Origin of the sequence: Armatimonas rosea (assembly GCF_014202505.1) — a bacterium.
Classification (GTDB): Bacteria; Armatimonadota; Armatimonadia; order Armatimonadales; family Armatimonadaceae; genus Armatimonas; species Armatimonas rosea.
The window spans coordinates 1070748-1094198 of the sequence record NZ_JACHGW010000002.1; the positions used below are offsets into that span (position 1 = coordinate 1070748).

At 63.5% G+C, this 23451-nt stretch carries 20 protein-coding genes; 12 read left to right on the plus strand and 8 right to left on the minus strand.

What is annotated here, in order from left to right:
* Nucleotides 1–15: 15 nt before the first annotated feature.
* The 8 genes from HNQ39_RS12855 to HNQ39_RS12890 all read right to left on the minus strand — a co-directional run bounded on the left by HNQ39_RS12855 (nucleotide 16) and on the right by HNQ39_RS12890 (nucleotide 6793).
* Entirely contained in the window at nucleotides 16–396 is a 381-nt protein-coding gene (locus HNQ39_RS12855) for a hypothetical protein (RefSeq protein ID WP_184196413.1), read from the minus strand.
* 61 nt (nucleotides 397–457) lie between these two features.
* Nucleotides 458–1042, minus strand: coding sequence for a PEP-CTERM sorting domain-containing protein (locus HNQ39_RS12860; RefSeq protein WP_184196416.1), 585 nt, complete (start codon nucleotides 1040–1042; stop codon nucleotides 458–460).
* A gap of 256 nt (nucleotides 1043–1298) precedes the next feature.
* Nucleotides 1299–2027: a fasciclin domain-containing protein gene (locus HNQ39_RS12865; RefSeq protein WP_184196419.1), complete on the minus strand. Its 729-nt coding sequence runs from the start codon at nucleotides 2025–2027 to the stop codon at nucleotides 1299–1301.
* A 5-nt stretch (nucleotides 2028–2032) separates the two neighbouring features.
* Complete coding sequence (locus tag HNQ39_RS12870; RefSeq protein ID WP_184196422.1) at nucleotides 2033–2278, minus strand: hypothetical protein; 246 nt, start codon at nucleotides 2276–2278, stop codon at nucleotides 2033–2035.
* Complete coding sequence (locus tag HNQ39_RS29625; RefSeq protein WP_221289983.1) at nucleotides 2269–3465, minus strand: PRC-barrel domain-containing protein; 1197 nt, start codon at nucleotides 3463–3465, stop codon at nucleotides 2269–2271. Before HNQ39_RS29625 ends, HNQ39_RS12870 begins: the two co-directional genes overlap by 10 nt.
* 112 nt (nucleotides 3466–3577) lie before the next feature.
* Entirely contained in the window at nucleotides 3578–5119 is a 1542-nt protein-coding gene (locus tag HNQ39_RS12880) for a hypothetical protein (RefSeq protein ID WP_184196425.1), read from the minus strand.
* Nucleotides 5116–6312, minus strand: a complete 1197-nt coding sequence (locus HNQ39_RS12885; protein ID WP_184196428.1) for a FixH family protein — start codon at nucleotides 6310–6312, stop codon at nucleotides 5116–5118. Before HNQ39_RS12885 ends, HNQ39_RS12880 begins: the two co-directional genes overlap by 4 nt.
* Nucleotides 6313–6376: 64 nt before the next feature.
* Nucleotides 6377–6793: a hypothetical protein gene (locus HNQ39_RS12890; protein ID WP_184196431.1), complete on the minus strand. Its 417-nt coding sequence runs from the start codon at nucleotides 6791–6793 to the stop codon at nucleotides 6377–6379.
* 78 nt (nucleotides 6794–6871) lie between these two features.
* Here HNQ39_RS12890 and HNQ39_RS12895 point away from each other — a divergent pair, with 78 nt between their 5' ends.
* From HNQ39_RS12895 to HNQ39_RS12950, 12 genes are all read left to right on the plus strand, one after another.
* The gene (locus HNQ39_RS12895; protein ID WP_184196434.1) at nucleotides 6872–7168 is read left to right on the plus strand and encodes a metal-sensitive transcriptional regulator; all 297 of its coding nucleotides are present in this window, start codon (nucleotides 6872–6874) and stop codon (nucleotides 7166–7168) included.
* 18 nt (nucleotides 7169–7186) lie between these two features.
* Nucleotides 7187–7396 carry a heavy-metal-associated domain-containing protein gene (locus HNQ39_RS12900; protein WP_184196437.1) on the plus strand — a complete coding sequence of 70 codons (210 nt, stop codon included), beginning with the start codon at nucleotides 7187–7189 and terminating at the stop codon, nucleotides 7394–7396.
* A 191-nt stretch (nucleotides 7397–7587) separates the two neighbouring features.
* Complete coding sequence (locus HNQ39_RS12905; RefSeq protein ID WP_184196439.1) at nucleotides 7588–9834, plus strand: heavy metal translocating P-type ATPase; 2247 nt, start codon at nucleotides 7588–7590, stop codon at nucleotides 9832–9834.
* A 30-nt stretch (nucleotides 9835–9864) separates the two neighbouring features.
* The gene (locus HNQ39_RS12910) at nucleotides 9865–11169 is read left to right on the plus strand and encodes a four-carbon acid sugar kinase family protein (protein WP_184196441.1); all 1305 of its coding nucleotides are present in this window, start codon (nucleotides 9865–9867) and stop codon (nucleotides 11167–11169) included.
* Nucleotides 11166–12599, plus strand: coding sequence for an alpha-L-fucosidase (locus tag HNQ39_RS12915; RefSeq protein WP_184196443.1), 1434 nt, complete (start codon nucleotides 11166–11168; stop codon nucleotides 12597–12599). The genes HNQ39_RS12910 and HNQ39_RS12915 overlap by 4 nt, the downstream gene beginning before the upstream one ends.
* On the plus strand, nucleotides 12596–13909 hold the full coding sequence (locus HNQ39_RS12920; protein WP_184196445.1) for a sulfatase family protein: 1314 nt from the start codon (nucleotides 12596–12598) through the stop codon (nucleotides 13907–13909). Before HNQ39_RS12915 ends, HNQ39_RS12920 begins: the two co-directional genes overlap by 4 nt.
* Before the next feature lie 17 nt (nucleotides 13910–13926).
* Nucleotides 13927–16242 (plus strand): heparinase II/III domain-containing protein, encoded by a 2316-nt coding sequence (locus tag HNQ39_RS12925; RefSeq protein WP_184196447.1) that lies wholly within the window; start codon nucleotides 13927–13929, stop codon nucleotides 16240–16242.
* A 9-nt stretch (nucleotides 16243–16251) separates the two neighbouring features.
* Complete coding sequence (locus HNQ39_RS12930) at nucleotides 16252–17802, plus strand: FAD-dependent oxidoreductase (RefSeq protein WP_184196450.1); 1551 nt, start codon at nucleotides 16252–16254, stop codon at nucleotides 17800–17802.
* The gene (locus HNQ39_RS12935) at nucleotides 17799–19355 is read left to right on the plus strand and encodes an FAD-dependent oxidoreductase (protein WP_184196452.1); all 1557 of its coding nucleotides are present in this window, start codon (nucleotides 17799–17801) and stop codon (nucleotides 19353–19355) included. Before HNQ39_RS12930 ends, HNQ39_RS12935 begins: the two co-directional genes overlap by 4 nt.
* Entirely contained in the window at nucleotides 19352–20887 is a 1536-nt protein-coding gene (locus HNQ39_RS12940) for a sulfatase family protein (RefSeq protein WP_184196455.1), read from the plus strand. The genes HNQ39_RS12935 and HNQ39_RS12940 overlap by 4 nt, the downstream gene beginning before the upstream one ends.
* A gap of 197 nt (nucleotides 20888–21084) precedes the next feature.
* Entirely contained in the window at nucleotides 21085–22086 is a 1002-nt protein-coding gene (locus HNQ39_RS12945; protein WP_221289986.1) for a sialate O-acetylesterase, read from the plus strand.
* Nucleotides 22083–23387: a sulfatase-like hydrolase/transferase gene (locus HNQ39_RS12950; RefSeq protein WP_184196458.1), complete on the plus strand. Its 1305-nt coding sequence runs from the start codon at nucleotides 22083–22085 to the stop codon at nucleotides 23385–23387. The genes HNQ39_RS12945 and HNQ39_RS12950 overlap by 4 nt, the downstream gene beginning before the upstream one ends.
* The last annotated feature ends 64 nt before the right edge of the window (nucleotides 23388–23451 follow it).

A 23451-nucleotide genomic window follows, 5' to 3' on the forward strand; every position in this document is an offset into this window, starting at 1 on the left:
TTCATTTTCCTTGCACTAGGTGCAGGTCTGGCCCCAGGAGACAATGCGTATCTCGGGGGAGTTGAGACAGGCCTGCCGAATCTGGTGCAGGCACTCTGGGGCACCCGCAGTGCCGGTCAGGGTTAGGTCTTGCCCAAGACAAGGGGGATTGAGGACGACATGCTGGACAGGGAGCCCGACTAAAAAGCACCACAGCCGGATCAGGTAGGGGCTCTGGTTCCCGGAGCTATAGAGAGTGAGGACATTGCCGGTGCGAGCCAGGTCCCGTAGCAGGTGTCGCATTCCCAGGCGGAGCCGGGCGGGAAGGATCCAGTGTGCGACGGGTGAGGTGGGATCACAGGCCCGCTCGGTGAGGGGGGCGATGAGGATCTCTTCGAGGTGAATCAGAATGTTCATAGGTTGGTGCCTCACTGGGCCAGCCCTTGAGCTGGCCCAGAGTGGTTTGGGTTTTATGGTCTCACTGCTTGCGGCGGCGGAGCATCACGAAGGTTCCTCCCAGCATCAAGAAGGCTAGGGTGGCGGGCTCCGGTGCGGCGGTCGAGGTCAGGTTGGTGATCGAGCCCGTGATCGTGCTATTGCTCAGCGAGGTGGGCGTCCCCTGGCTGGAGGCTTGTGTCGCGTTCAGGTCAACCCGGTAGATCGAGCCGCCAAAGGAGAAGGTCGGGGCTCCGGTGGGGTTATACGTCACACGCGTGCCATCCTGTCCTAGGATCGTGATATCGGCATCGTAGCTGTACTCCGTTGAGAAGTTCAGGGGGCCGATGGCGACCGCTCCCGGGCTCACGGTGAAGTTCACGATGGTATTTAGCCCCGTGACGATGCCATTGCCCGATGCAGGTAGGTTATTGAACTGGAAGATATCTCCTGCTGTCGTAAACTGGATCGTCTTGGGCGTCCCAAAGACCGGGAGGGCAAAGGGAGCCGCTTGGAGGATTCCTTGGCCCGCTCCGCTTCCCACAACGGTCACGCCTGCTCCAAAGGCAGCAGCAATAGGGGTGGTCAGGTTGCCTGCGATTACTTGTGCGTGTGCAGACGTCGCCATTAAGAGGCTAGATACTGCAAAGGTACTCAGGAATGCGCGGCTCAGGTTTAAAGTACGGAAAAACATAGTTAAGGTGCTTTCAATGGATGACATTTCTGTCTTTGTTTTGATTTCTGGATTGCAGTTCGAGCTACAGTTCCCAAGTGAAAGTCCTATGCTGGTTTTGGTAGTATGGTTCCCTTTTAAAATAAATAAAGATGCATCACAGAAAAGTGATGCATCTTGTCGTCGTGAAATTCTGAAAGATTCTGCGGATTTATCTCTCCATGAACTTTTCTATAGGGTGAATCCAGCCGTTACTTGCAAAGATATCTGTCTGGACGATAGCGACGCCATCTATTTGAAGGATCCCCTCGGTATTTCTTAGGGTCAGTGTCTCCCCCGAGAGAGTCTCTAGCGCGGTGCCATCGGGGAGCGCACGGAGAGCGCTGATGGTAAATCGCCCCACGACGATGTGCTTCTTGAGGAGCTGCACCAGAGTGGCTTTGCTCGCGGGATCTCGTAGCTGGTTCTGTGCTGCCTCGCTGAGAGCACGAAGGGCCACGTCCGAGGGAGCGAAGAAGGTGTAGGCACCCTCCGCCCGGAGCGTACTCACCAGCTCCGCGCTGTCGATCAGCTTGACGATCTCACTGAAGTCTGCGGGGAGGTCTTTGAGCACATCGTAGATCGGCTTGGTGAGGGCCTGTGCGGCTCCCGAGGGAGGGGCCTTGGGATGGGGGGTGCGGATACTCTCGTAGAGCCCCAGCCCAAGAAGCCCGAGGGCGACCCCGGAGATCACATTGCGATTGGTGATGCCGTTGAAGCCTAGGAAGCCGCCACTGCTGTCGGTCGCGCCGCTCAGGTAGCCATCGGCGGGCTGGGACGCAGGGTAGAACGAGCCCGCCGAGCCAAGGGCGACCTGGCCACGCATCGGAATCTGGCTAGAGACAAGTGTGACAATCACCAAGGCCACACTCAGGCGGAGCCCGCGCTCTTTGTATTTCATTATGTTTAGTAGACTTTCCCGTTTTCGATATAGGCAATCACGCTAAAGTTAAGGGAGATTAAGATGGGCTTTTCCGCTTCGCTGACGGTGTAGGTTCCCCCAAGCACACTACCTCCCTTAAGATAGGTCTCCCAGTCCGCGTAGAACCGGCTGCCCTCTGCGGCGGTGAGGTGGTAGTTGTCGGCGGCGGCGCTTCCGGCAAAGCGGATACGCAGCGCGACGAGCGCCTCCTGCTGGTAGGTTATTTCCATTGCGTGCGCTCTATGGCCTCGGCGATTCGCGTGGTGTCTTGGGAGCCCTGGACATCGTGGGCGACCAGCAGGAGCTTGCCCGCCTTCAGGTGGGTTTCGTAGGCGATCACCCGATCGTGGGGGATGCCGATACTAAAGAGGGCTCCTCCCAGGGCACTGAGTCCCCCGGTCACCGCCACGCTCTCCAGCGCCCCGACAATCCACACCACAACAGGGCCCGCCGCGAGAATCGGGCCGACTCCAGGGAGCCGAAAGAACGCCGAGCCAGACAGCACGCTCCAGATGCCGCTCCAGAACGCTCCGGTCTTGCCCCTGGCCTTCGTGTGGTCCCCCGCGGTGTAGTAGCCAACCGTCTCGTCCTCGGTGTGCGGGTCTTGGCCAATCAGGGAGAGCTTGGTCATGTCGAAGCCCTGCCTCTGAAGATCATGGATCGCCGCGTCTGCCTCGGCGTGGGTGGCGTAGAGCGCGATAAACGAGCTCTTTGCGGTCTTCTCATTGGGTGCCTGGATCGGGCTTTTGTAGGCGTAGTAGGCCTGGAGCAGCTCCTCAAAGCTCGCCGTGATTGTCTGGCCGGTCTCCCACTCGGGGGCGTGTTTGAGGTGCTCACGGCTTGCCCCGACGCTCACGCTTCGGTCTGCCCAGCGGACGCTCTCGATCCACTGCGGGGGAACCAGGACCTTCTTACCGGGCCACCAGTCCTTGGTTGCCACGGCAAGGTAGGCCACCTTCCAGCTCACATCGTCTACCAGAAAGTCATCGACATGGCCCAGGCTCCCATCGGTGGCCAAGAGGCTGTAGCCGATTACCTCTCGGCTGCTGCGTAGGTGGGCAGCGGCATGATCCCGTGCGATATCGTCGCCCAGCGAGTGAGCGGGGGTGTTCTCTACCCAGTAATAGGGCAAGGCGTAGTAGTCGGAGTAGTTTGCCTCCCACTGGCGTGAGATCGGCGGGTCTGTTGCGACATCGGGGCTGTTCTTGACCTTATCCTGGGTCAGGTTGACCTTTAGAGTCTTTTCTTGCGCATCAATCGACAGGAAGAGAAGCGGGGAGATCAGTACCTTGCGCTTTGCAAGCCAGCTCCCCGTTTCTACGACCAGATAACGCGCGGACCACTGCTCATCGTCGAAGAGTAGCTCGTCTATCCTGCCGATCACCCCATCGAGGGCATGGACTGTCCATCCTTGCATCCTCTTTACTTCTCGTAACATTGTGTTATCTCCTGAGGAGTCCTATGCTCAGGCCTCGCTCAGGTTCCTCGTTTCACACGATGCGACGATTTTGTAAGGGGGAGGAGAGCGGCTACATCTTGCCGAAGCGCCAGCGGTAGAAGAGATTCACCGAGACTGGCGCACTGCCGTAGGCGGGCTTCAGGGCCGTGGGGTAGGCGTAGAGATCCACCGAGGCCCCGATCCCCTGCTGTCCTTGCTCGTCCTGCTTCAGGTTATGGACACCCCCCAGCGAGAGCTTCTGCACACGGTAGACCCCTGAGGGGACCCCCACGAGCTCGTCTTTTTGGGCGCTGTCTACCCGGGCAAAGTAGGTCTGTCGCCCGTGGGTGTAGGCGGCCTCGGCCAGGAGTGCGGTGGTCCTGTCGCCGTGCTTGAGGTTCTGCCCCAGCGCGAGCAGCGTGGCGAGGTTGTCGCCGTTTTCGAGAGCTCTATTGTGCATCAGCGAGACCGTCAGGCGGTGAACATCGACACCGGGCTCTAGCGCCTCGGGGGACTTCAGAAAGCCATACGATGCCTGGATGCTGATGTCCTTGGTGGGATTGTGCGTGAGGCGCCCGGAGTAGGAGTTGAGGCGGATCGGGTCGAGGTTGTAGCGATTCTCGCCCGGCTCACGGCCATTGAAGACCGAGCCTTCGAGCTTCCACTTGTCCGCAAGGGTCACGCCCGCGGTGGCCACGCCGAAGGTGATGTGGCTCCCATCGAGCCAGTGGTGGGAGATGGGGGCGACAGGGTTGTCCCAGGCCGAGGGGCGGTGCTGAAACGCGGCGGGTCCGAGGGCGGGCTCACCGACGGGAGCGAGGTAGAGGAAGCCGCGTGCACCTCCCCCAAGCGGCGCACTGTAGCTGGCACCGAGCTCCATGAATAGGTCGTGAGGGTGCTGGCGGTCTTGGAGCGGCTGGCCGTGCGCGGTCTCCCCAGTCTGGAAGAGATTCGGGTAGCCTCGCTGGCCGTTGGTGAGCGCATCGAGGGAGAACATTCCCCGCAGCCCAAGCACGCGGCCCGCTTCGTCGCGCTTCTGCCCCATGAGCATGTACTGGCTCGCGCCGTAGGTCTGCGACTCGCCTCGCGTGCCGCCCGCCGCGCTGAAGGCCCCGACCGCAAGCCCCATCTGCATCAAGCGCCAGCTCCCGCGCTCGCTCATCCGGCCGTACATCGGGCTGGACTCGGGGAGCCAGCTCGTGCCGGAGCCCTCGCGGCTCATGCTCCAGGGGCCGAGAGTGCCCGGCATCTCCAGCTCCATGAGCTGCTCAAAGAGCATGTCGGGTGTCAGGTTGTCATAGCGCCCGTTGCCCGCCTTGATGCCCTCCAGGCAGGTCTTGCAGACGCCTTTTTTCTCAAAGAGATTCGCCGCGCAGCCGCAGTTGCCTTCGAGAGCGCACTCCGCGCAGCCGCCCTTGATGCAGCAGGCAAAGCGCCCCTCCTCGGCGAGGATGCGCTTAGCGGCGAGGAGCCCCGCTTCGTAGCCCTTGAGGTCGCCTTTTTTCTTGGCATCCAGCGCCTGCTTCAAGATCGGAGTGGCCTTGCTGGGGCCCTTCTTTGCGCCCTTGGGCGGGTGCGCGAGGGCGGGTGCGACAAGGGCGAGGGCGAGGAGTAGGGTAAAGAGCGGTCTCACTTGGCACCGCCGATCTTCAGGACAAAGGGAATCGTGACGACCTTACCTGCGCGCTGGAACTGCCCCCAGGCCTTGTAGAGCCCCGGCTTGGGGAAGCGGGCGTTGAAGAGAACATTGCCCTTGCGCGACTGCGCAAGGCCGGCCTCGTCCTCGGCGGGGTGGCTATGGACCACGGTCTGGCCGTCCTGGTGGATGATCATCAGGTGCCCAAAGGCCCCCAGATACGGCTCCAGATCGGTGACGGGCTGACCCGAGCTGGCATCGGTGAGCAGGAAGGCAAGGCTGGTGCTGCGGCCCACGGGAATGGGGTTTGTCGCGCTGAAGCTTGCGGTGATGCCGTCCACGGTGTTTTTTGTCGCCGAGGGGACCAGCGCGACCGGCTTAGGAGCCGCACCGCTGACCTTGAGGCTCGTCCCCAGGATCTGCGAGCCCGCACCGCGCGGGGCCACATCGGCGTAGACTCGGTACTCGCCGCCGCTGGGAAAGACCTGGGAGATCGTGAAGGTGCCGTCGGGCTGGGCCTCGGGGTGCTCGTGGGCGAACCAGGAGAGGTCGCGGCTTGCCAGGAGCAGGTGGAAGACCTTGGTGTGGGCGATATCGAAGTCTTTTACCACCGCCTTGGTCTTGGTGTCTCGGATCGTGAAGCGCAGCTCCACCGGCTTGCCTGCCTCGGCGCTGCCGACACTCTTGAGCTCCACAAAGTACGGCTTGGGAGCGGGCTTCTTTCCCTGGCGCGCCTCGGCGTCCTGGACATCGACCAGGAAGCGCGCCGTGAGGGGCTTGCTCTCGCCGGGGATCGTGAGGCTCAGCGCGATCTGGTACTGCCCGCCGTGGGGGAAGTAGCACTCCAGGCCGTAGTCGCCGGGGACCCCTTCGGTGTGGATCTTGGGGCTCTGGGCGGGCATGCCGGCCATCTCGGGCATGGTGACGATGGCCTTGGCCTGTACCCGCGTGACCCCGGTGGCACCGGAGACGGGGTCGAGCTTGCTTGTATCTAGCAGGCGGAACTCGATATCGAGCTGCTCCCCGGCAAAGATTCCCTCTGCGGGGACACGCAGGGTAAGGCTGTACTTCCCCAGGGTTTTCTGGAGGCCAGCCGGTGCCGGGGCTACCTGCGCGAGAGTGGGGCGTGGCGCGCTGAGAAGGGCGACCAGAGCAAGGGTACCAAGGGCTAGACGGTGTGTGGTTAACATGATTTTCTCTTCCTAAACGAGTCAGCACGGGGGGGGGCGTGCAAGCGACGAAACGTGGCAAGGCTTAGGAAAAGACGGGAGGGGCGCGTAGGGCCGCAAAGGGCAGCGGCGGGCCGCGGGGAGCCGAGCGCTCCAGGGCGAGAGAGGCGCGGCAAATCGTCACCTGAGCGGGCGCGGAGAGTGACGGGGGCATGGTGCCCAGTACAAAAACGGGGCTCTGTGTCGCGGTCGTTGCCTCAGGCAGGTGCGGGGGGGCGGGGGCAGGCTGCAGCTTGCAGCAGCAGGGGGCGGAGATTGCCGCGCCCGGGGCTGTTGCCTTTTGGGCACAACAAGCGCGGCCCTCTGCCTTCTGGCGCGCCGCCCGCATGGGGCAAGCGCTCGTCTGCGACGAAACCTGGCAAGCGAGCACGAGCCGGGCCGGAGCCAGGAAGGTCGTCATCAAGGCGAAGACGAGAAGGAGTATCGTGTGCTTGCGAGACATGGTTCTCTCTTGGAGTATACCCCTGCTGGGTATTTTTTGCACTTGATTTTTATACCCGGTGGGGGTATATTGCCCTTTATGGAACCCCAGGGAGACGCTCGTCGTAAGCTTAAGCAGCGCCTAAACCGCATCGCCGGACAGGTGGCGGGGATTCAGCGCATGGTGGACGAGGACCGCTACTGCGTGGATATCCTCACCCAGATCGCTGCCGTCCGCTCCGCCCTGGATAGTGTCGGGGTTGAGCTCCTCACCGAGCATGTCAGCTCCTGTGTGATCGGGCACGGCACCGAGAGCGAGCACGAGTGCGCCAAGCCCATGACCCAAGAGCAGCTGGTCGAGGAAGTGAAGACAGTCCTTGGCCGGTTCCTGAAATAGAGAAAGAGAGAACAGAACATGAAGATAACGACCTTTACCGCCCCGGAGATCGAGTGCCAGGGCTGCGCCAGTGCCATCAAGAAGTCCGTGGGGGCTATCGCGGGAGTCAGCGAGGTCCAGGTGGACGTGGATGCCAAGCGTGTCACGATCCAGCACGAGGACGCCACTCCGGTGAGCGCGATCACCGCTGCCGTGGAAAAAGCCGGCTTCTCCGCCTTGGAGGCCTGAGAGCCGGGATAACGCTGAGGCCCGGACAACGAGTGTCCGGGCTTGAGAGGGCGACGGCTGCCTTCGCAGCCAACAAATACGAAACGCAGCCAACCACACTTACTGCTCGCGAAGGCGAGCGTCGCCCTCTTAAGCCCGAGGACTTGTTCCTCGGGCAAAACGTTCTACGAGCCCTCTGAGAAAGAAAGACAATGACTGCCAGCGCGGAAGAAACGGTAGACCTCGCCATCCAGGGGATGTCGTGCGCGGCCTGCGCTCGGCGGATCGAGCGGCAGCTCACGCGGGCGGAGGGGGTGCAGGAGGCACAGGTCAACTACGCCACGCACCGGGCGCGGGTGAGCTTCGATCCCACGGCGTCCTCGCTCCCGGCCCTGATCGGTATTGTCGTGGACACCGGCTATGGGGCGTCCCTGCTCCAGCGCCCCGAGGCTGCCCTTGAGGCGGAAGAGAAGGCGCGTGCCGAGGAGCTCAAAGACCTCACCCGCCGCTTTGCTGTCTCCGTGAGCCTCACGGTTCCGCTCCTGACCCTGGCGATGGCACATGGCAGGATCGCGTTTGCCGGGATGAATCTCGTGCAGCTACTCTTGGCGGCACCGGTGCTTGCCTACGGCGGAGCGCACTTTTTCCGTGGGGCCTGGAAGGCGCTCCGAAGCCGCAGCTCGGACATGAACTCGCTCGTCGCGCTGGGCTCGGGGGCGGCCTTTGGCTACTCCGTGCTGGCGACCCTCTTCCCCGCCGCGTTTCAGCCGTCGGGCCACGCCCACCATGCCGCCATGCCCGCGGTCTACTTTGAGGCGGCGGCGGCGATCATCACCTTCCTCCTCCTGGGCAGGCTCTTAGAGGCGCGCGCCAAGGGCAAGACCGGTGAGGCGATCAAGAAGCTACTGGGCCTCCAGCCCAAGACCGCCCGCGTGCTTCGTGAGGGCAACGAGCTGGAGATTCCCATCGAGGCCGTGGCCAAGGGAGAGCTCGTGCTCGTGCGACCCGGCGAGAAGATCCCTGTCGATGGCGTTGTCGAGGGAGGCGCGTCCTCGGTGGACGAGTCGATGCTAACGGGCGAGAGCCTGCCGGTTGCCAAAGCGCGAGGCGATGAGGTCTTTGGGGCGACCCTGAACACGACTGGCTCTCTCCAGGTGAGAGCGACCCATGTCGGGCTGGACACGGCCATCGCCCAGATCGTCAAGCTGGTGCAGGATGCCCAGGGCTCCCGTGCGCCTATCGCCCGCCTCGCCGATACTGTGAGTGGGTACTTCACCCCGGTTGTCTTGACGATCGCTGTGCTGACCTTTGTGCTCTGGTTCTGGCTCGCCCCCGCGGAGACGCGCCTCACCCTGGCCTTTGTCAATGCGGTCTCCGTCCTGGTGATCGCCTGCCCCTGCGCGCTTGGGCTCGCCACTCCCACCGCGATCCTGGTGGGCACGGGCAAGGGAGCGCAGCTAGGCATCTTGATCAAGGGCGGCGCGGCGCTGGAGCAGGCCCACAAGCTGACCACGGTTGTCTTGGACAAGACCGGCACGGTGACGGAGGGGAAGCCCGCTCTGACCAACCTGACTGCCTTTGCGCTGCCCGAAGACGATATCCTGCGGCTTATTGCGGCGGTCGAGGCCCTGAGCGAGCACCCGCTCGCGGCTGCAATCGTGGGTGCCGCTAAGGCGCGAGGCCTGACGATTCCCCCCGCGGAGGCATTTGAGGCCGTTCCAGGGCGGGGTGTCCGGGCGCAGGTCGAGGGCCAGGTGGTGCTGATCGGGAACCAGGCGTTTCTTGCGGAGCAGGGGATCGCCACGGATGCCACCCACACCGAGGCAGAGCGCCTCGCCACGGAGGGCAAGACCCCGATCTTTGTCGCTGTCTCGGGGACGCTCGCCGCGGTCTTGGCGGTTGCGGACCCGATCAAGCCGACCTCCCAGGACGCGATCGCCCGGCTGAAGCGGCTTGGGCTTGAGGTGGTCTTGCTGACCGGGGACAACAAAAAGACCGCGGAGGCGGTCGCCGCGCAGGTTGGGATCACCCGGGTGGTCGCCGAGGTGCTCCCCGAGGGGAAAGTGGCGGAGCTCAAGCGACTCCAAGGGATGGGACAGATCGTGGGAATGGTCGGGGATGGGATCAACGATGCCCCCGCGCTCGCCCAGGCCGATATCGGGATCGCTATCGGGACGGGGACAGATGTGGCGATCGAGGCGTCGGACATTACCCTGATCAAGGGAGACCTCCAGGGGGTGGTAAACGCGATCGCTCTGAGTAAGGCGACGATGACCACGATTAAGCAGAACCTCTTCTGGGCGTTTATCTACAACATGATCGGAATCCCGCTCGCCGCCGGGCTGCTCTACCCGTTCAACGGCTGGTTGCTCTCGCCGATCTTTGCCAGCGCCGCCATGAGCCTCTCGTCGGTCTCGGTGGTGGTCAATAGCCTGCGGCTGAAGAGCTTTAAAGCCTGAGTTTCGTGTACACTGTGTAGCCAAGAAGCCATGCGCCAGACGATCCTTCTCGACGATGACCCGACCGGCACGCAGACTGTCGCGGGGGTGACGGTGCTGACGGAGTGGTCGGTGGAAACCCTGGCACGGGAGCTAGAGCGGGGGAGTGCGGGCTTCTTTGTCCTGACCAACTCCCGCGCCCTGCCCACCGCCGCTGCCTACGCGCTCTACGAAGAGCTCGGGCACAATCTCAAAGCCGCGTCCGCACAGACCCAGACGCCCGTCCGCGTGCTCGCCCGCGGCGACTCGACACTGCGCGGCCACTTCCCCGCCGAGACCGATGCGCTTGACCAAGCGCTCGGGCCGCACGAGCTCACCCTGATTGTCCCCTATTTCGAGGAGGGGGAGCGGCGCACGCGCGATGATGTCCACTACGTGGGAGACACCCCCGCCGCCCAGACCCCCTTTGCTCAGGATGCGGTCTTTGGCTTTCGTAGCTCCAATCTACGCGAGTGGGTGGCAGAGAAGACCGCGGGCCGTGTCCCGGCAGGCTCGGTGGCCTCGCTCTCCCAGGCGACCCTGGAGATCGGAGCCACGGCCACGGCGGAGTTTCTTGCCGCCCTCTTGCCGCGCTCCTACTGCATCGTCAATGCAAACCAGCCCGCGCACGTCCACACGCTCGCCGAGGCGGTGGGCCTGCTGGAAGCCCGTGGCAAGCGTGTCCTCGCCCGCACCGCCGCCTCGTTTGGTGCCGCGTGCCTGGGCCAAGCGAGCGCACCGCTGGCCACGCTCTCAGAGCGCGACACCGGCCCCGGCGGGCTGATAATAGTCGGCTCCCACGTCCCTAAGACCACCGAGCAGCTTGCGTATCTGCAAGCGCATGCGAATTTCGAGGAGTATCACCTCTCCTCCCCTAAAGGCAAGGAGGGGGAGCCCGAGGACGGGGGAGAGAGAGTCGGTGACGAAGTGATGCGCCTGAGCGCCGCCCTTGCTGCGGGGCGTGATGTGCTGATCTACACTCCGCGCACCGTGGTCTCGGGCGATCTGGCGACCAGCGCGGCGTTCTCCCGGCGGCTTGTCGAGCTCGTGAAGAGCCTGACGGTGCGGCCGCGCTGGGTGCTGGCAAAGGGCGGGATCACCAGCTCGGATATCGCCACGCGGGCCCTGGGAGTGAAGCGCGCAGAGGTGGTCGGCCCGATTCTCCCTGGCGTCCCGCTCTGGCGCTTGGGCGACGAGAGCCGCTGGCCGGGGCTGCTCTACGTGGTCTTTCCCGGCAATGTCGGCGGCCCCGATGCCCTCTTCGCGGCGTATGAGCGCCTGCAGGGAGCCCCCCGCAAAGAAAGTCGAGAAACATGAGTACCCTACCGACGAAGACCTTTCAGCCGACCTTTGAGTCGCTCACCACGTTTCAGTGCCCCGAGTGGTTTCGGGACGCAAAGTTTGGAATCTGGGCACACTGGGGCCCCCAAGCGGTTCCGATGTTCGGCGACTGGTACGCCCGGCACCTGTACCACCAAGGTCATAAGCAGTACGAGCACCACCTAAAAACCTATGGTCACCCGTCGGTGTTTGGCTTCAAGGACATTATTCCCCTCTGGAGAGCCGAGCGCTTCGATCCCGAGCGGCTGATGGCACTCTACAAGGCCGCGGGGGCGCGCTACTTTGTGAGCATGGGAGTCCACCACGACAACTTCGATCTCTGGCGCTCGACCCACCAGCCCTGGAACGCAACCGCACAGGGGCCAAAGCGGGATATTGTCGGGGAGTGGCAGGCTGCGGCAAGGCGCCACGGGCTCAAGTTCGGGGTCTCCGAGCACCTTGGGGCGAGCTTTACGTGGTGGCAGGGGAGCCATGGGAGCGACAAGACCGGGCCGCTTGCCGGTGTCCCCTACGACGGAGCAGACCCGCAGTGGCAGGGGCTCTACCACCTTCCCGCGCAGCCGGGCGACACGACCTGGTACAGCACCGACCCACGCTGGGCCCGGCACTGGCTCGCCCGGATCACGGACCTGGTGGACCAGTACAAGCCCGACCTGCTCTACTCCGACGGCGCCCTGCCCTTTGGCGAGGTCGGTCGTACCCTGCTCGCGCATTTTTACAACACCGTCCCCGATGCCGTCTACAACCTCAAGGACTGGACCCACAACCCCGGCCACGGCGAGTACGTGGAGGGAATCGGGGTGCAGGATGTCGAGCGTGGAGGGCTCGCCGCCATCAAGCCTGCTCCCTGGCAGACCGACACATCGATTGGGGACTGGTTCTACAATACGGACTGGAAGGCCAACGACACGGGAACCATGTACCGCTCCGCCAAGTGGGTTCTCCACACCTTGATCGATGTGGTCAGTAAGAACGGCAACCTCCTCCTCAATGTCATCCAGCGCCCCGATGGCTCGCTCGATCCCGAGGTAGAGGCGCTTCTGGCCGAGCTGGCCGCCTGGATGGAGGTCAATGGCCAAGCGATCCATGAGACACGTCCCTGGAGAGTCTACGGCGAGGGCCAGACCCAGACCGAGCCGGGCCACTTTAAGGAGGACTTCGCCTTCACGGCCTCGGACATTCGCTTTACCCAGGCAAAAGACGGCTCCGTGCTCTACGCCCTGGCCTTGGGCTGGCCGGAGAGCAACACGCTTACCCTCAAATCCCTCAGCGGGCATCCTGTAGAGTACGTCGAGCTGCTGGGTTATCCCGGCTCGCTGGCGTTCCAGCAGACCGACCACGGCCTGCAAGTGACGCTTCCCAACGTCCCTCCAAGCCCGATTGCCTGTGTCTTGAAACTACGATGAACACCAAACCTAACTTCGTCTTCTTTCTCACCGACGACCAGCCCTACAATGGCCTGAGCTGCACTGGCAACACGGTCCTCAAGACCCCCCATATCGATCAGCTCGCGGCGGAGGGGGTGCTCTTTGAGAAGGCCTTTGTCACCACCGCGATCTGCTGCTGTAGCCGCGCGAGCCTCTACACCGGCCAGCACATGCGCCGCCATGGGGTGGAGGACTTCAAGACCCCGCTCACGGCCGCGCAGTGGCAGCAGACCTTCCCCGCGCTCCTGCGCCAAGCGGGCTACCGCACGGGCTTTCTAGGCAAGTTCGCCATTGGGGCACCGCAGCCCAATAGCGCCTTGGCTCTGCCCGCCGATCAGTTCGACCTCTGGTATGGCTTCCCTCAGATGATCGCTTTTAAACAAATGGTCGAGGGCAAGCCACGCTACTTGACCACCATCATGACTGAGAAAGCGGTCGCGTTTCTGAAAGAGACAAAATCAAAGCCCGAGCAGCCGTTCTGCCTGATTGTCGCGCTGAAGGAGCCGCACGGGCCGCTGGACTACTTCGACCCAGAGTACAAAGACCCCTACACCAACGCGACTATTCCGCCGCCAAAGAACCTGAGCAGGGAGTCGTTTGAGGCCCTCCCCGAGAAGGTCAAGAGCAGCCTGGGAGCAACTCCGGAGTGGTTTGAGAAGCCCGCGACCTTCCAGGCGGCGCTGCGCAAGACCTACGCCTACACCAGCCGCGCCGATGCCGCCGTGGGGGCGATCTGCCGGGCGCTCAAAGAGCAGGGGCTGGATCAGAACACGGTCGTGATCCACCTGTCAGACAATGGCACGATGGACGGTGCCCATGGCCTCGACGGCAAGTGGCTGATGTACGAGGAGTCGATCCATGTTCCGCTCATCATCCGCGACCCGCGCCTGCCACGGTCCACCCAAGGGCGGCGCTCGCAGATGGCCCTCAATATCGACCTGGCCCCGACAATTCTCGCGATGGCGGGCGTCCCGATCCCGAAAAGTATGCAGGGCCGCGACCTCCAGCCGATCCTACGCAACGCCAAGGCCAAGGGGCGCGACGACTGGTACTACGAGCATACCTACAACACCGACCCGCCGCGCAAGCCGATCCCCAAGAGCGAGGGAGTCCGCACCGAGCGCTGGAAGTACATCCGCTACACCGAGGAGCAACCCCCGCTGGAGCAGCTCTTCGATCTGCAGACCGACCCGCAGGAGGAACACGATCTTGCAAACGTCCCCGCGCATGCAAAAACGCTCAGCACCCTCCGCGCCCGCTGCGATAGCTACCGAAAGACCCTGCGATAATGAGTCATACTCCACCAATGCGTCCCCTGATCTGGGTAACGCCGGCAGACCGCGCTCCGATCCTGGACAAGATCGCGACCCAGCCCTGGGCCAAGGCGCTCTTTACCGCCCTACAAGCCGGGGTCAAGGACGATCTCGCCCAGCACCAGAGCGACCGAGATGCCTACCTGCGCGGCTTCCCGCTGGTGCCCAGCCCCGCCGGTCCTACCGCCCACCCGACCTTTGCCTACCAGGGAGCCAACGGTGCGCGCCCCAACCAGGCCACCCGACAGAAGCTGATGCACTTTGTGCAGGTGGGAATCGACTGTGGCGTGCTGTACTTCCTGACCGAGGACAAGTCCTACGCCGCCTGCGCCGCCGATATCCTGAATGTCTTCACCGAGGCCATGGTCCAGCTCAAGCCGTCGGAGGCCGTGGGCAATGGGGGCTATCTCTATCCCAGCGATCACTTGCTTGAGGCACGCATTCTTGGGGCGCAGATTCCGCTGGTCTACGACTTTGTGGCGAGCTACCTGCAAGCTGGGGCGACGGTCTACGACCTGGCGACCCGCCAGCCGCAGCGCTTCGACTTCGAGCACGCACAGACGGTCTTCCGGCGCTATGCACGGCTCGCTCTCGACCACGGGCTGATCGACTGCAACTGGCCGGTACTGGAGATGCCCAGCCTGGCGCACAATGTCCTCGCCCTCGATGACCCCGCCGAGCGGGCGCGCCTGCTTGCCTTTGTGACCCAGGAGAGCACGCGCCACCAAGACGCGCTCAAGAAGGTTGTGGGGCAGTTTGCGACGCCGGGGACGATCTGGCCGGAGTCGTTTCAGTACTCGGGCGGGGTCTCGACACTCGCGACCTACCTCGTGGCCCTGATGGAGCGCCAGGGACAGGCGGCGGTGCTCACGGCGAGCTACGCCAACATTCCGCTCTCGCTGGCGCGGATGCAAGAGCTGCGCTTTCCCAACGGGGAGTACATTCGCTTCGGGGACGGCCCCCGCAAGAGCGGTGCCCCCTACGACTCGTTTGAGATCGCCTATGCCCTCGGGCAGCGTGTGGGGGATGCCAAGCTCCAAGCACTCTTTGGGGGACTCCTCAACCTCGGTATCGAGAGCAAGGCCTACGACCGATCCAAGCCCGATGGCCACAGTGGGAGCGCCAATCCCTACTTCGCGCCCCTCCCGCTCCTCTGGTACGCCCCGACCATCACGGGCAAGCGCGAGGCTCTAACCCCCAAGACGACCGATACCCTTCCCTTTGTAGGAGCAGTTCTCCAGCGGAGTCTCTCGCCCGATAAGAGTCCCAAAAACGCCCTGATGGCCGTGGTGAGTGGGGGCTCCCATGTGCACGGGCACGCCTCGGGGATGGCGCTGGAGCTCTACGGCAAGGGGTATGTACTTGGGGCGAACGCGGGCAAGGGCGAGTACACCACCGACGAGCACGAGAACTACCGCCGCCTCTTTGCTGCCTACAACACGGTGATCGTCAATGGTGCCAGCCAGGGCTCCGGCGGCTGGGTGGGGCTGGGAACCCAGACCGTGCAGAGTGTCGGGCTGGAGTCCGTCCCCGGAGATACCCCGCTCTCGCCCTCGTACTCCTACTCCCTGACACGCTTCAGCGACGACAAGAGCCCCGGGGCGAAGGCGACCCAGGAGCGCCTCGTCGCGCTAGTGCGAACGTCGCCGACCACCGGCTACTACGTCGATATCTTCCGCTCCCGCGCCCTCCCCGATACCCCGGAGCAGTTCCACGACTATCTCTACCACAACCTAGGGGACGGGGTGGAGCTGACGGCGGAGCAGCCGGGGCTGGTGCTCTCCGATACCCCGGAGCGGTTCCGCCCGATTCCCGGCGCTGTCTGGAAGCAGAACGGGCGCTATCTCTGGCCGGGCTGGCATGTCTTTCAAAAGACCCAGGCATCGGGGACCTTTGCGGGCAGTGTCCAGGCACACTTCCACGCCAAGACACTCCCCGGGATGCGCCTCTTCCTCCCCGGCGCGCCCGGCCGTGAGTACGCCCGTGCCCTCGCTCCGTCTACCCACGAGGCACCTGCACCCTACGACAGTGCACCCACTCCCGTGCTCGTGGTCCGCCAGCGCGGCGAGGCATGGAGCCGCCCCTTCGCCGTGGTCTACGAGCCGGTCGAGGGACCAGAGGGCAAGGGAAGTATCGTCTCCGTGACGCCCCTCACCGACGAAAAAGGGCTGGCGGGGCTGATCGTGGTGAGCCAGCTCGCGGGCAAAACACTCACCCAGCATGTCCTGGTTCGCCCGTGCCGGATTCCCGCACTCGGGCTGGAGCAGAAGGGGCTGTTTGGCATTGTCACACGGCAAGAAGGGAAATAGGGTCAAGCGATGGTCTACGATGTGGTGGTCTACGGGGACTCTTGTGGCGCGGTGACAGCGGCGGTTGCCGCCAAGCGCGACGGTCGCTCGGTGGTCTTGGTCAATCCGACGGGCTTTCTCGGCGGTATGAGCGCCAGCGGCCTGGGAGCCACCGACTTTCTGGGCAAGCGTGCCACGTTTGGCGGGATCGCCTCGGAGTTCTACGACCTGGTGGCCGCGGCCTACGGGACGAGCTATGTCCGCAGCTTCGAGCCCCATGTCGGGCGGCAGGCCTTTGAGAAGCTGATTGCCGCTGCTGGGGTCGACGTGGTCTACAACGAGAGGCTGGATCGGCGGCCGGGCAAGGGGGTGAGGAAAAAAGGGCGGCGTATCGAGGCCATCACCACCCTGAGCGGCAAGACCTACCAAGGCAGGATGTTTATCGACGCAACCTATGTCGGCGACTTAATGGCCTCGGCAGGCGTGCGCTACACCGTCGGGCGTGAGCCCGAGAGCCAGTACGGCGAGGACATGGCGGGTGTCCGGCGCGGCGACACCAAGCCCCGAGTCCACTACACCCAGGGCGATAAGGACCACTTCACCCACGATGTCGATCCCTATGTCAAGCCCGGCGAGCCGAGCAGCGGACTCCTGCCCTATATCTCCGCAATCAAGGGGCTGGCTAACGGCCAAGGCGATAGGAAAATCCAGGCCTACAACTACCGAGTCTGCCTGACCACCGATCCCAAGCTCCATATTCCCATCGAGAGGCCCGCCGGCTACCGAGCCCTAGACCATGAGCTCCTGCTGCGTAACTTCGAGGCGGGGGACAGCCGCCTGCCTGCGCTGGTCGAAAAGCTCTCGGGGAGCGGCTCTAAGGTGGACTGGAACAATATGCACGCGGTCGGCTCCGACCTCCCCGGCGCGAACTGGGACTATCCTGAGGCGAGCTACGAGCGCCGCCAAGAGATCGAGCAAGAGCACCAGACCTACATCCGGGGCCTCCTCTGGACACTCGCGAACAGCCCACGCGTCCCCGAGGCGATCCGCAAGCAAGTTGCGGCCTATGGCCTCGCCAAAGACGAGTTCCCAGACAACGGGGGCTGGCCCTACATGATCTATATCCGCGAGGCACGGCGCATGGTCACGGACTACGTGATGACGCAGCACGACTGCGAAGGCAAGCGCACGGTCCCCGATCCGGTCGGGCTGGGCTCGTTTGGTATGGACTCCCATGTCGTGCAGCACTTTGTCACCGAGCGCGGGTTTGTGGTCAGCGATGGCGTGATCTGGCATGTCCCGCCGCGCCCCTATGGCATCTCGTACCGCTCGATCATCCCACGCAAGGGCGAGTGTGAGAACCTCTTCGCCCCGATCTGTGTCTCTGCATCCCATGTGGCACACGGTTCGATCCGCATGGAACCCGTCTTCATGACCCTCTCGCAGAGCGCCGCGATTGCCGCAGGGTTCGCCATCGACAGCAAGACCAGCGTCCAAGAGGTCGCCTATCCCGCGCTCCGTGTGCGTCTGGATGCCGCCCTGCAGATCGTGGACAATGCACAGGTACCAAAAGTAAAATGAAAACGGATACAGCAGACGTCGTTGTCTACGGCTCCACTCCCGGCGGGTTCTGCGCTGCCATTGCGGCCGCGCGCGAAGGAGCGTCGGTGATCTTGCTGGAGCCGACCCAGCATGTCGGGGGACTGAGCACCGGTGGGCTAAGTCACTGCGACTCCAACCAGATGCGGCGCGAGACCCTGCTGGGGCTTTTCGAGGAGTGGCACCGGCGCGTGGTCAAAGACTACACCGACCGTGGGCTGCCCGCGCCCTACAATCCGACGCTCAAAGATGCGGCCAAATGGACATTTGAGCCGCACGTGGCGCTGCGCGTGACGATGGCGATGCTCAAGGAGGCGGGCGTCACCGTGCTGACGGGGCGCTCTCTCAAGTCGGTGAAAAAAGACGGCACGCGTATCACGTCGCTGATCACCAAGAACGGCACTTTCTCAGCCAAGGTCTTTGTGGATGGCTCCTACGAAGGCGACCTCATGGCGGCGGTGGGCGTGGACTGGACCATCGGGCGGGAGGGCCGCGCGGAGTTTGGTGAGTCCTACGCGGGCAAGCAGTACCCCAAGGCGAAGATGAAGATCAGCGGCTTCGACGCTGCGGGAAAGCTCCTCCCCCTCGTCACGGCCAGCGACGCCGGCCCCGACGACGCGGGCGATAAGAACGTGATGACCTATAGTTTCCGGCTCTGCCTCACCCGCGATCCCGCCAATAAAGTGCCCCTGCCTGCGCCGACGCGCTACGACCCGGCGCGCTTCGAGCTCGCCCGCCGTGCTTTCCAAGCCGACGTTCGTCGCATTGGCCTGGATCTCTACCCCCTGCCCGGGGGGAAGCTCGACGGCAACAACTCGATCCACGGTCAGATTTCGCTCGGGCTCGTCGGTGGCTGCAACACCTGGCACAGCGCCGATGAGGCGGGCCGCGCGAAGATTTGGGAGGCGCATAAGCAATACACGCTTGAGCTCCTTCACTTTCTCCGCACTGACCCTGCTGTGCCAAAGAAAGTTCGCGATGACCTAGGTAGCCTTGGTCTTTGCAAAGATGAGTTTGCGGCGACCGACCACTTCCCACCGGCGCTCTACGTGCGGGAGTCGCGGCGAATGCGAGGGATGTACCTGCTTACCCAAAACGACATTCTTAGCTCCCCACAGAAAGACGACCCCATCGCCATCTCCTCATTCCCCATTGATTCGCACGACTGCCAGCGGATCGCCTTAAAAGACGGCAGCGTCGTCAATGAGGGCACGATCCTCCCCGTGCGTGTCCCCGGCACGGGGCTTGGCTATGCCTATCACGTGCCCTACCGTGCCGTGCTACCGCGGGCCGCTCAGTGCACCAACCTCCTCGTGCCAATCGCGCTCTCCAGCACGCATGTCGCCCTATCGTCGCTGCGGATTGAGGGGGCGTGGATGGCCATCGGTCAGGGCGCGGGTGTCGCGGCGGCGCTGTCGGCGAAACGAAACGTCGCCGTGCAGAACCTGCCGTATCCCGTCCTGAGAGAGCGCCTTCTCGCCCAAGGCCAAGTCCTCAAGCTGCCACCTCCTCCGCCAAAAACGACCACACCATGAAATACACTGCCTTTCTTTTGCTGGCTCTGCTGGCCGCACTGCCCGTCGCCGCGCAGCCGACAACAAAGCCCAATATCGTCTTTATCCTCGCCGATGACCTGGGCTACGGTGATGTGGGCTGCTACAACGCGGAGGCCAAAGTGGCGACACCGAACGTGGATCGGCTGGCACGCGAGGGGATGCGCTTCACCGATGCGCACGCGCCCTCGACGGTCTGCACGCCCAGCCGCTACAGCCTGCTCACGGGGCGGCTGGCCTTTCGCATTCCGTACCGAAGTGTCTTTGAGGGAGTGGGCGGGCCGTGTCTGATCAAAGAGGATCAGCTCACCCTGCCGCAGCTGCTCCGCAACCAGGGCTACACGACCGCGATGACCGGCAAGTGGCATGTCGGGCTGACGTTCTTCGACAAGGATGGCAAGCACATCACCAAGGGCGGGATCGACGGTGTCCGGCAGATCGACTACTCCCGCGCCATCCCGGACTCCCCGATCCACCGGGGCTTTGATAGCTTCTTTGGGACCGCCTGCTGCCCCGCCACCGACTACCTCTACGCCTTTATCGACGGCGACCGAATCCCGGTGCCACCGACGGGGATGCTCGATAAGTCCAAGCTCCCCAAGCACCCCTACGCCGATGACAACCGCATGGGGATGATCGCGCCGGGCTACGACCTGGAAGAAGTGGACACGGTCTTCCTCCAGAAGAGCCAGGCGTTTCTAGAGCAGCACCAGAAGAACAACCCGAAGAAGCCCTTCTTTCTCTTCCACTCCATGAACGCCGTCCACCTGCCGTCGTTTGCCGCCAAGCGCTTCCAAGGGAGCACGAAAGCCGGGCCACACGGGGACTTTATCCACGAAATGGACGAGGTGGTGGGGGAGCTGATGAAGACTCTGAAGCGGCTGGGGCTCGATAAGAACACCGTGGTGATGTTCTCCAGCGACAATGGCCCCGAGACCACCAGTGTTGCCCACATGCGCGCCGACTACGGCCACGACGGCGCACGGCCCTGGCGGGGGGTGAAGCGGGACCAGTGGGAGGGCGGCCACCGTGTCCCGTTTATCGTCCGCTGGCCCGGCAAGATCGCCCCAGGGAGCAAGAGCGAGCAGACCGTCTGTCTCACCGATGTGATGGCCACCTGCGCCGCGATCGTCGGCACGCCCCTCCCGGATAACTCGGCCCAAGACAGCTTCGACCTCCTGCCGCTCCTGCGCGGCGACAAGAGCGGGGGAGTGGTGCGTCCCTACACGCTGCACCAGACCATCAGCCTCGCGCTCGCCATACGCAAAGGTCCCTGGAAGTACCTGGATCACAAGGGCTCCGGCGGCAATAACTACGACAACCCGCAGCTAAAGCCCTACGCCCTCCCCGACACCGCCCCCGAGGCACCCGGCCAGCTCTACAACCTGGAGACCGATCCCGGCGAGACCACCAACCTCTACTACAAGTACCCGGAGCTCGTCAAGGAGCTGAAGGCCCTGCTGGAGAGTAGCAAGGCCCAGGGGCGCAGCACTGCAAAGAGAGCAAATCCATGAAAAATTGTCTTACGGTTGGCAATCATGTGAGCCCTGCACGGAAATCGTGCGGCTTTGGGGCACTTCGTGCCGCCTCCTCGTTCCTCGTCGGTACTCCCTATGGCTGTAGGGCTGGTCGCTGCAGGCGCGGCCGAAGGCCCCAAAGCCCCGAGGTTTACCATCGAGGGCATGGGGGCCTTGCGCTACTAGTAGTCCTGGTGCTCGCTCTGTGCCGGGTATGTGCCGCACAGCAAGCCGTCCCCGCGCTCCAAAAGCCCGTCAAGGTGTTTCTTCTGCTGGGGCAGTCCAACATGCTGGGCATGGGCGATGTCGGTCCGGAGACCACAAAGGGAACCCTAGAGTACGTGGTCAAGACAGAGAAAAAGTACCCGTACTTGCTGGATACCAAGGGGCAGTGGGCGGTACGCGACGATGTCCGCTACACGTTTGTGATGCAGAACCGAGGGAGCATGCAGCTCGTGCAAAACGACTGGCTCTCGGTGCGCGGGAGGGCAATCGGGCCGGAGCTAACACTGGGGCATGTCTTGGGGCAGGCACTCGACGAGCCCGTGCTGATCCTCAAGGCCTGTATCGGCAACCGAAGCCTGGGCTGGGACCTGCTCCCGCCCGGTAGCGAGCGCTTCACCTTCGAGGGCAAGACCTACGCCGGCTACAAAGACGACACGCCGTCGTGGGTAGAGGGACAGGAGAAAAAGCCGGTCGCCTGGTACGCCGGGAAGCAGTACGACGACGACACGGCCAATGCGAAGAAGGTCTTGAGTGAGCTAGGGAAGTACTACCCCGGTGCCCAAAAGTACGAGCTCGCAGGCTTTGTCTGGTGGCAGGGGCACAAGGACCAGAACGCCGCCCACGCCAGCCGCTACGAGCAAAACCTGGTGAACCTGATCAAGAGCCTGCGCAAGGACTTCAATGCCCCCAACGCTCCCTTCGTGCTGGCCGTGGGCTGCGGAAACCCTGGGCGCTCCGGCTTTGGACTCCAGATCGCGGAGGCCCAGCTGGCGATGAACGACCCCAAGAAACACCCCGAGTTTGCGGGGAACGTGTTCTGCGTGGAGTCTCGGGATTTCTGGAAGAGCAAGGAAGCCTCCCCGAACCCGAAACAGGACTACCACTACTTCCGCAACGCCGAGACCTACCTGGAAGTGGGTAATGCCCTCGGCGTAGCCATGGTCAAGCTCCTGCAAAGGACAAGTAAATGATCCCAGCTCCCCCGCCCACCACCCCCCCCAATATCGTCTTTGTCCTGATCGACGATATGGGCTATGCCGATCTTTCTTGCTACGGCAACCGGCTGGCCCGGACAGAGAACATCGACCGGCTTGCCCGCGAGGGGGTGCGCTTTACCCAGTTCTATGTCAGCGCCCCGATCTGCTCGCCCTCGCGCACGGGCCTCCTCACGGGGCAGTATCCGCAGCGCTGGCGCATCCACTCGTTTTTGGAGACACGCGCCGCCAACACAAAGCGCGGGATGGCGCAGTGGCTCGACACCAAAGCGCCTAGTGTCGCACGGGAGCTCCAAAAAGTGGGCTACGCGACCGGGCACTTCGGTAAGTGGCACATGGGCGGCCAGCGCGATGTGGGGGAGGCGCCGCTTATCACCGAGTACGGCTTTGACACCTCGCTGACCCAGTTCGAGGGCTTGGGCGACCGGATCTTGCCCCTGCTGGATGCCGACGATGGCACGCCGCCCAAGAGATACGCCCTGGGCAGTGACACGCTCGGGCGCGGGAGTATCACCTGGCTGGATCGCTCGAAGGTGACGGGCGCGTTTGCGAGCCGGGCACAGGCGTTTATGACGGAGGCACGGGCTAAGAACAAGCCGTTTTTTGTGAATCTCTGGCTCGACGATGTGCACTCGCCGTTCTTTCCACCCAAAGCGGTGCGCGGCGATGGGAGCAAGAAGGTGCTCTACAACGCGGTGGTGCAGGAGATGGACAGCCAGCTGGGCCCGCTCCTGGAGTATGTCCGCACGATCCCCAACACAATCGTGATTGTCGCCAGCGACAACGGCCCCGAGCCCGGGGCAGGCTCGGCGGGAGCGTTCCGTGGGCAAAAGGGCAACCTCTACGAAGGCGGAATCCGAGAGCCGCTGATTGTCTGGGGGCCGGGGCTGGTCCAGCCAGGAGTGGTCAATGAGAAGACCGTTGTCACATCGGTAGACATGTTTCCCTCGCTCTTAAAGCTGGCTGGCGTTGCCCAAGCCCACGATGGTGAGGAGCTGAGTGAGGCGCTTCTGGGCAAGAAACAGCCGCTTCGCCGCCGCCCGATCTTTTGGAAACGTCCCCCCGATCGGCCCGGCCCTAGTGCCCGCGAGCGCTTCCCCGATCTGGCGGTGCGCGAGGGCGACTGGAAGCTTTTGTGCATGGCCGATGGCTCCGCACCCCAGCTCTACGACCTCAAGACCGACCCTGGTGAGGCGAAGAATCTCGCGCGTGAGCAACCGGAGCGGGTGCGCCAGCTCACCGAGCTGCTCCTCGCCTGGAACAAAACCTTGCCGTAAAATCGCCTCGACGGTAAACGTCGGGCTTTGGGGCGTTCCGCCGCGCCTGCGGCGGAATTCCCCC

What these genes read in the sequence shown, in the direction of transcription:
- HNQ39_RS12915 (WP_184196443.1), top strand. Translation starts at nt 11,166, where the DNA reads ATGAGTACCCTACCGACGAAGACCTTTCAGCCGACCTTTGAGTCGCTC.
- HNQ39_RS12925 (WP_184196447.1), top strand. Translation starts at nt 13,927, where the DNA reads ATGCGTCCCCTGATCTGGGTAACGCCGGCAGACCGCGCTCCGATCCTG.
- HNQ39_RS12910 (WP_184196441.1), top strand. Translation starts at nt 9,865, where the DNA reads ATGCGCCAGACGATCCTTCTCGACGATGACCCGACCGGCACGCAGACT.
- HNQ39_RS12905 (WP_184196439.1), top strand. Translation starts at nt 7,588, where the DNA reads ATGACTGCCAGCGCGGAAGAAACGGTAGACCTCGCCATCCAGGGGATG.
- HNQ39_RS12920 (WP_184196445.1), top strand. Translation starts at nt 12,596, where the DNA reads ATGAACACCAAACCTAACTTCGTCTTCTTTCTCACCGACGACCAGCCC.
- HNQ39_RS12870 (WP_184196422.1), bottom strand. Translation starts at nt 2,278, where the DNA reads ATGGAAATAACCTACCAGCAGGAGGCGCTCGTCGCGCTGCGTATCCGC.
- HNQ39_RS12950 (WP_184196458.1), top strand. Translation starts at nt 22,083, where the DNA reads ATGATCCCAGCTCCCCCGCCCACCACCCCCCCCAATATCGTCTTTGTC.
- HNQ39_RS12935 (WP_184196452.1), top strand. Translation starts at nt 17,799, where the DNA reads ATGAAAACGGATACAGCAGACGTCGTTGTCTACGGCTCCACTCCCGGC.
- HNQ39_RS12855 (WP_184196413.1), bottom strand. Translation starts at nt 396, where the DNA reads ATGAACATTCTGATTCACCTCGAAGAGATCCTCATCGCCCCCCTCACC.
- HNQ39_RS12860 (WP_184196416.1), bottom strand. Translation starts at nt 1,042, where the DNA reads ATGGCGACGTCTGCACACGCACAAGTAATCGCAGGCAACCTGACCACC.
- HNQ39_RS12940 (WP_184196455.1), top strand. Translation starts at nt 19,352, where the DNA reads ATGAAATACACTGCCTTTCTTTTGCTGGCTCTGCTGGCCGCACTGCCC.
- HNQ39_RS12900 (WP_184196437.1), top strand. Translation starts at nt 7,187, where the DNA reads ATGAAGATAACGACCTTTACCGCCCCGGAGATCGAGTGCCAGGGCTGC.
- HNQ39_RS29625 (WP_221289983.1), bottom strand. Translation starts at nt 3,465, where the DNA reads ATGCAAGGATGGACAGTCCATGCCCTCGATGGGGTGATCGGCAGGATA.
- HNQ39_RS12890 (WP_184196431.1), bottom strand. Translation starts at nt 6,793, where the DNA reads ATGTCTCGCAAGCACACGATACTCCTTCTCGTCTTCGCCTTGATGACG.
- HNQ39_RS12895 (WP_184196434.1), top strand. Translation starts at nt 6,872, where the DNA reads ATGGAACCCCAGGGAGACGCTCGTCGTAAGCTTAAGCAGCGCCTAAAC.
- HNQ39_RS12930 (WP_184196450.1), top strand. Translation starts at nt 16,252, where the DNA reads ATGGTCTACGATGTGGTGGTCTACGGGGACTCTTGTGGCGCGGTGACA.
- HNQ39_RS12885 (WP_184196428.1), bottom strand. Translation starts at nt 6,312, where the DNA reads ATGTTAACCACACACCGTCTAGCCCTTGGTACCCTTGCTCTGGTCGCC.
- HNQ39_RS12865 (WP_184196419.1), bottom strand. Translation starts at nt 2,027, where the DNA reads ATGAAATACAAAGAGCGCGGGCTCCGCCTGAGTGTGGCCTTGGTGATT.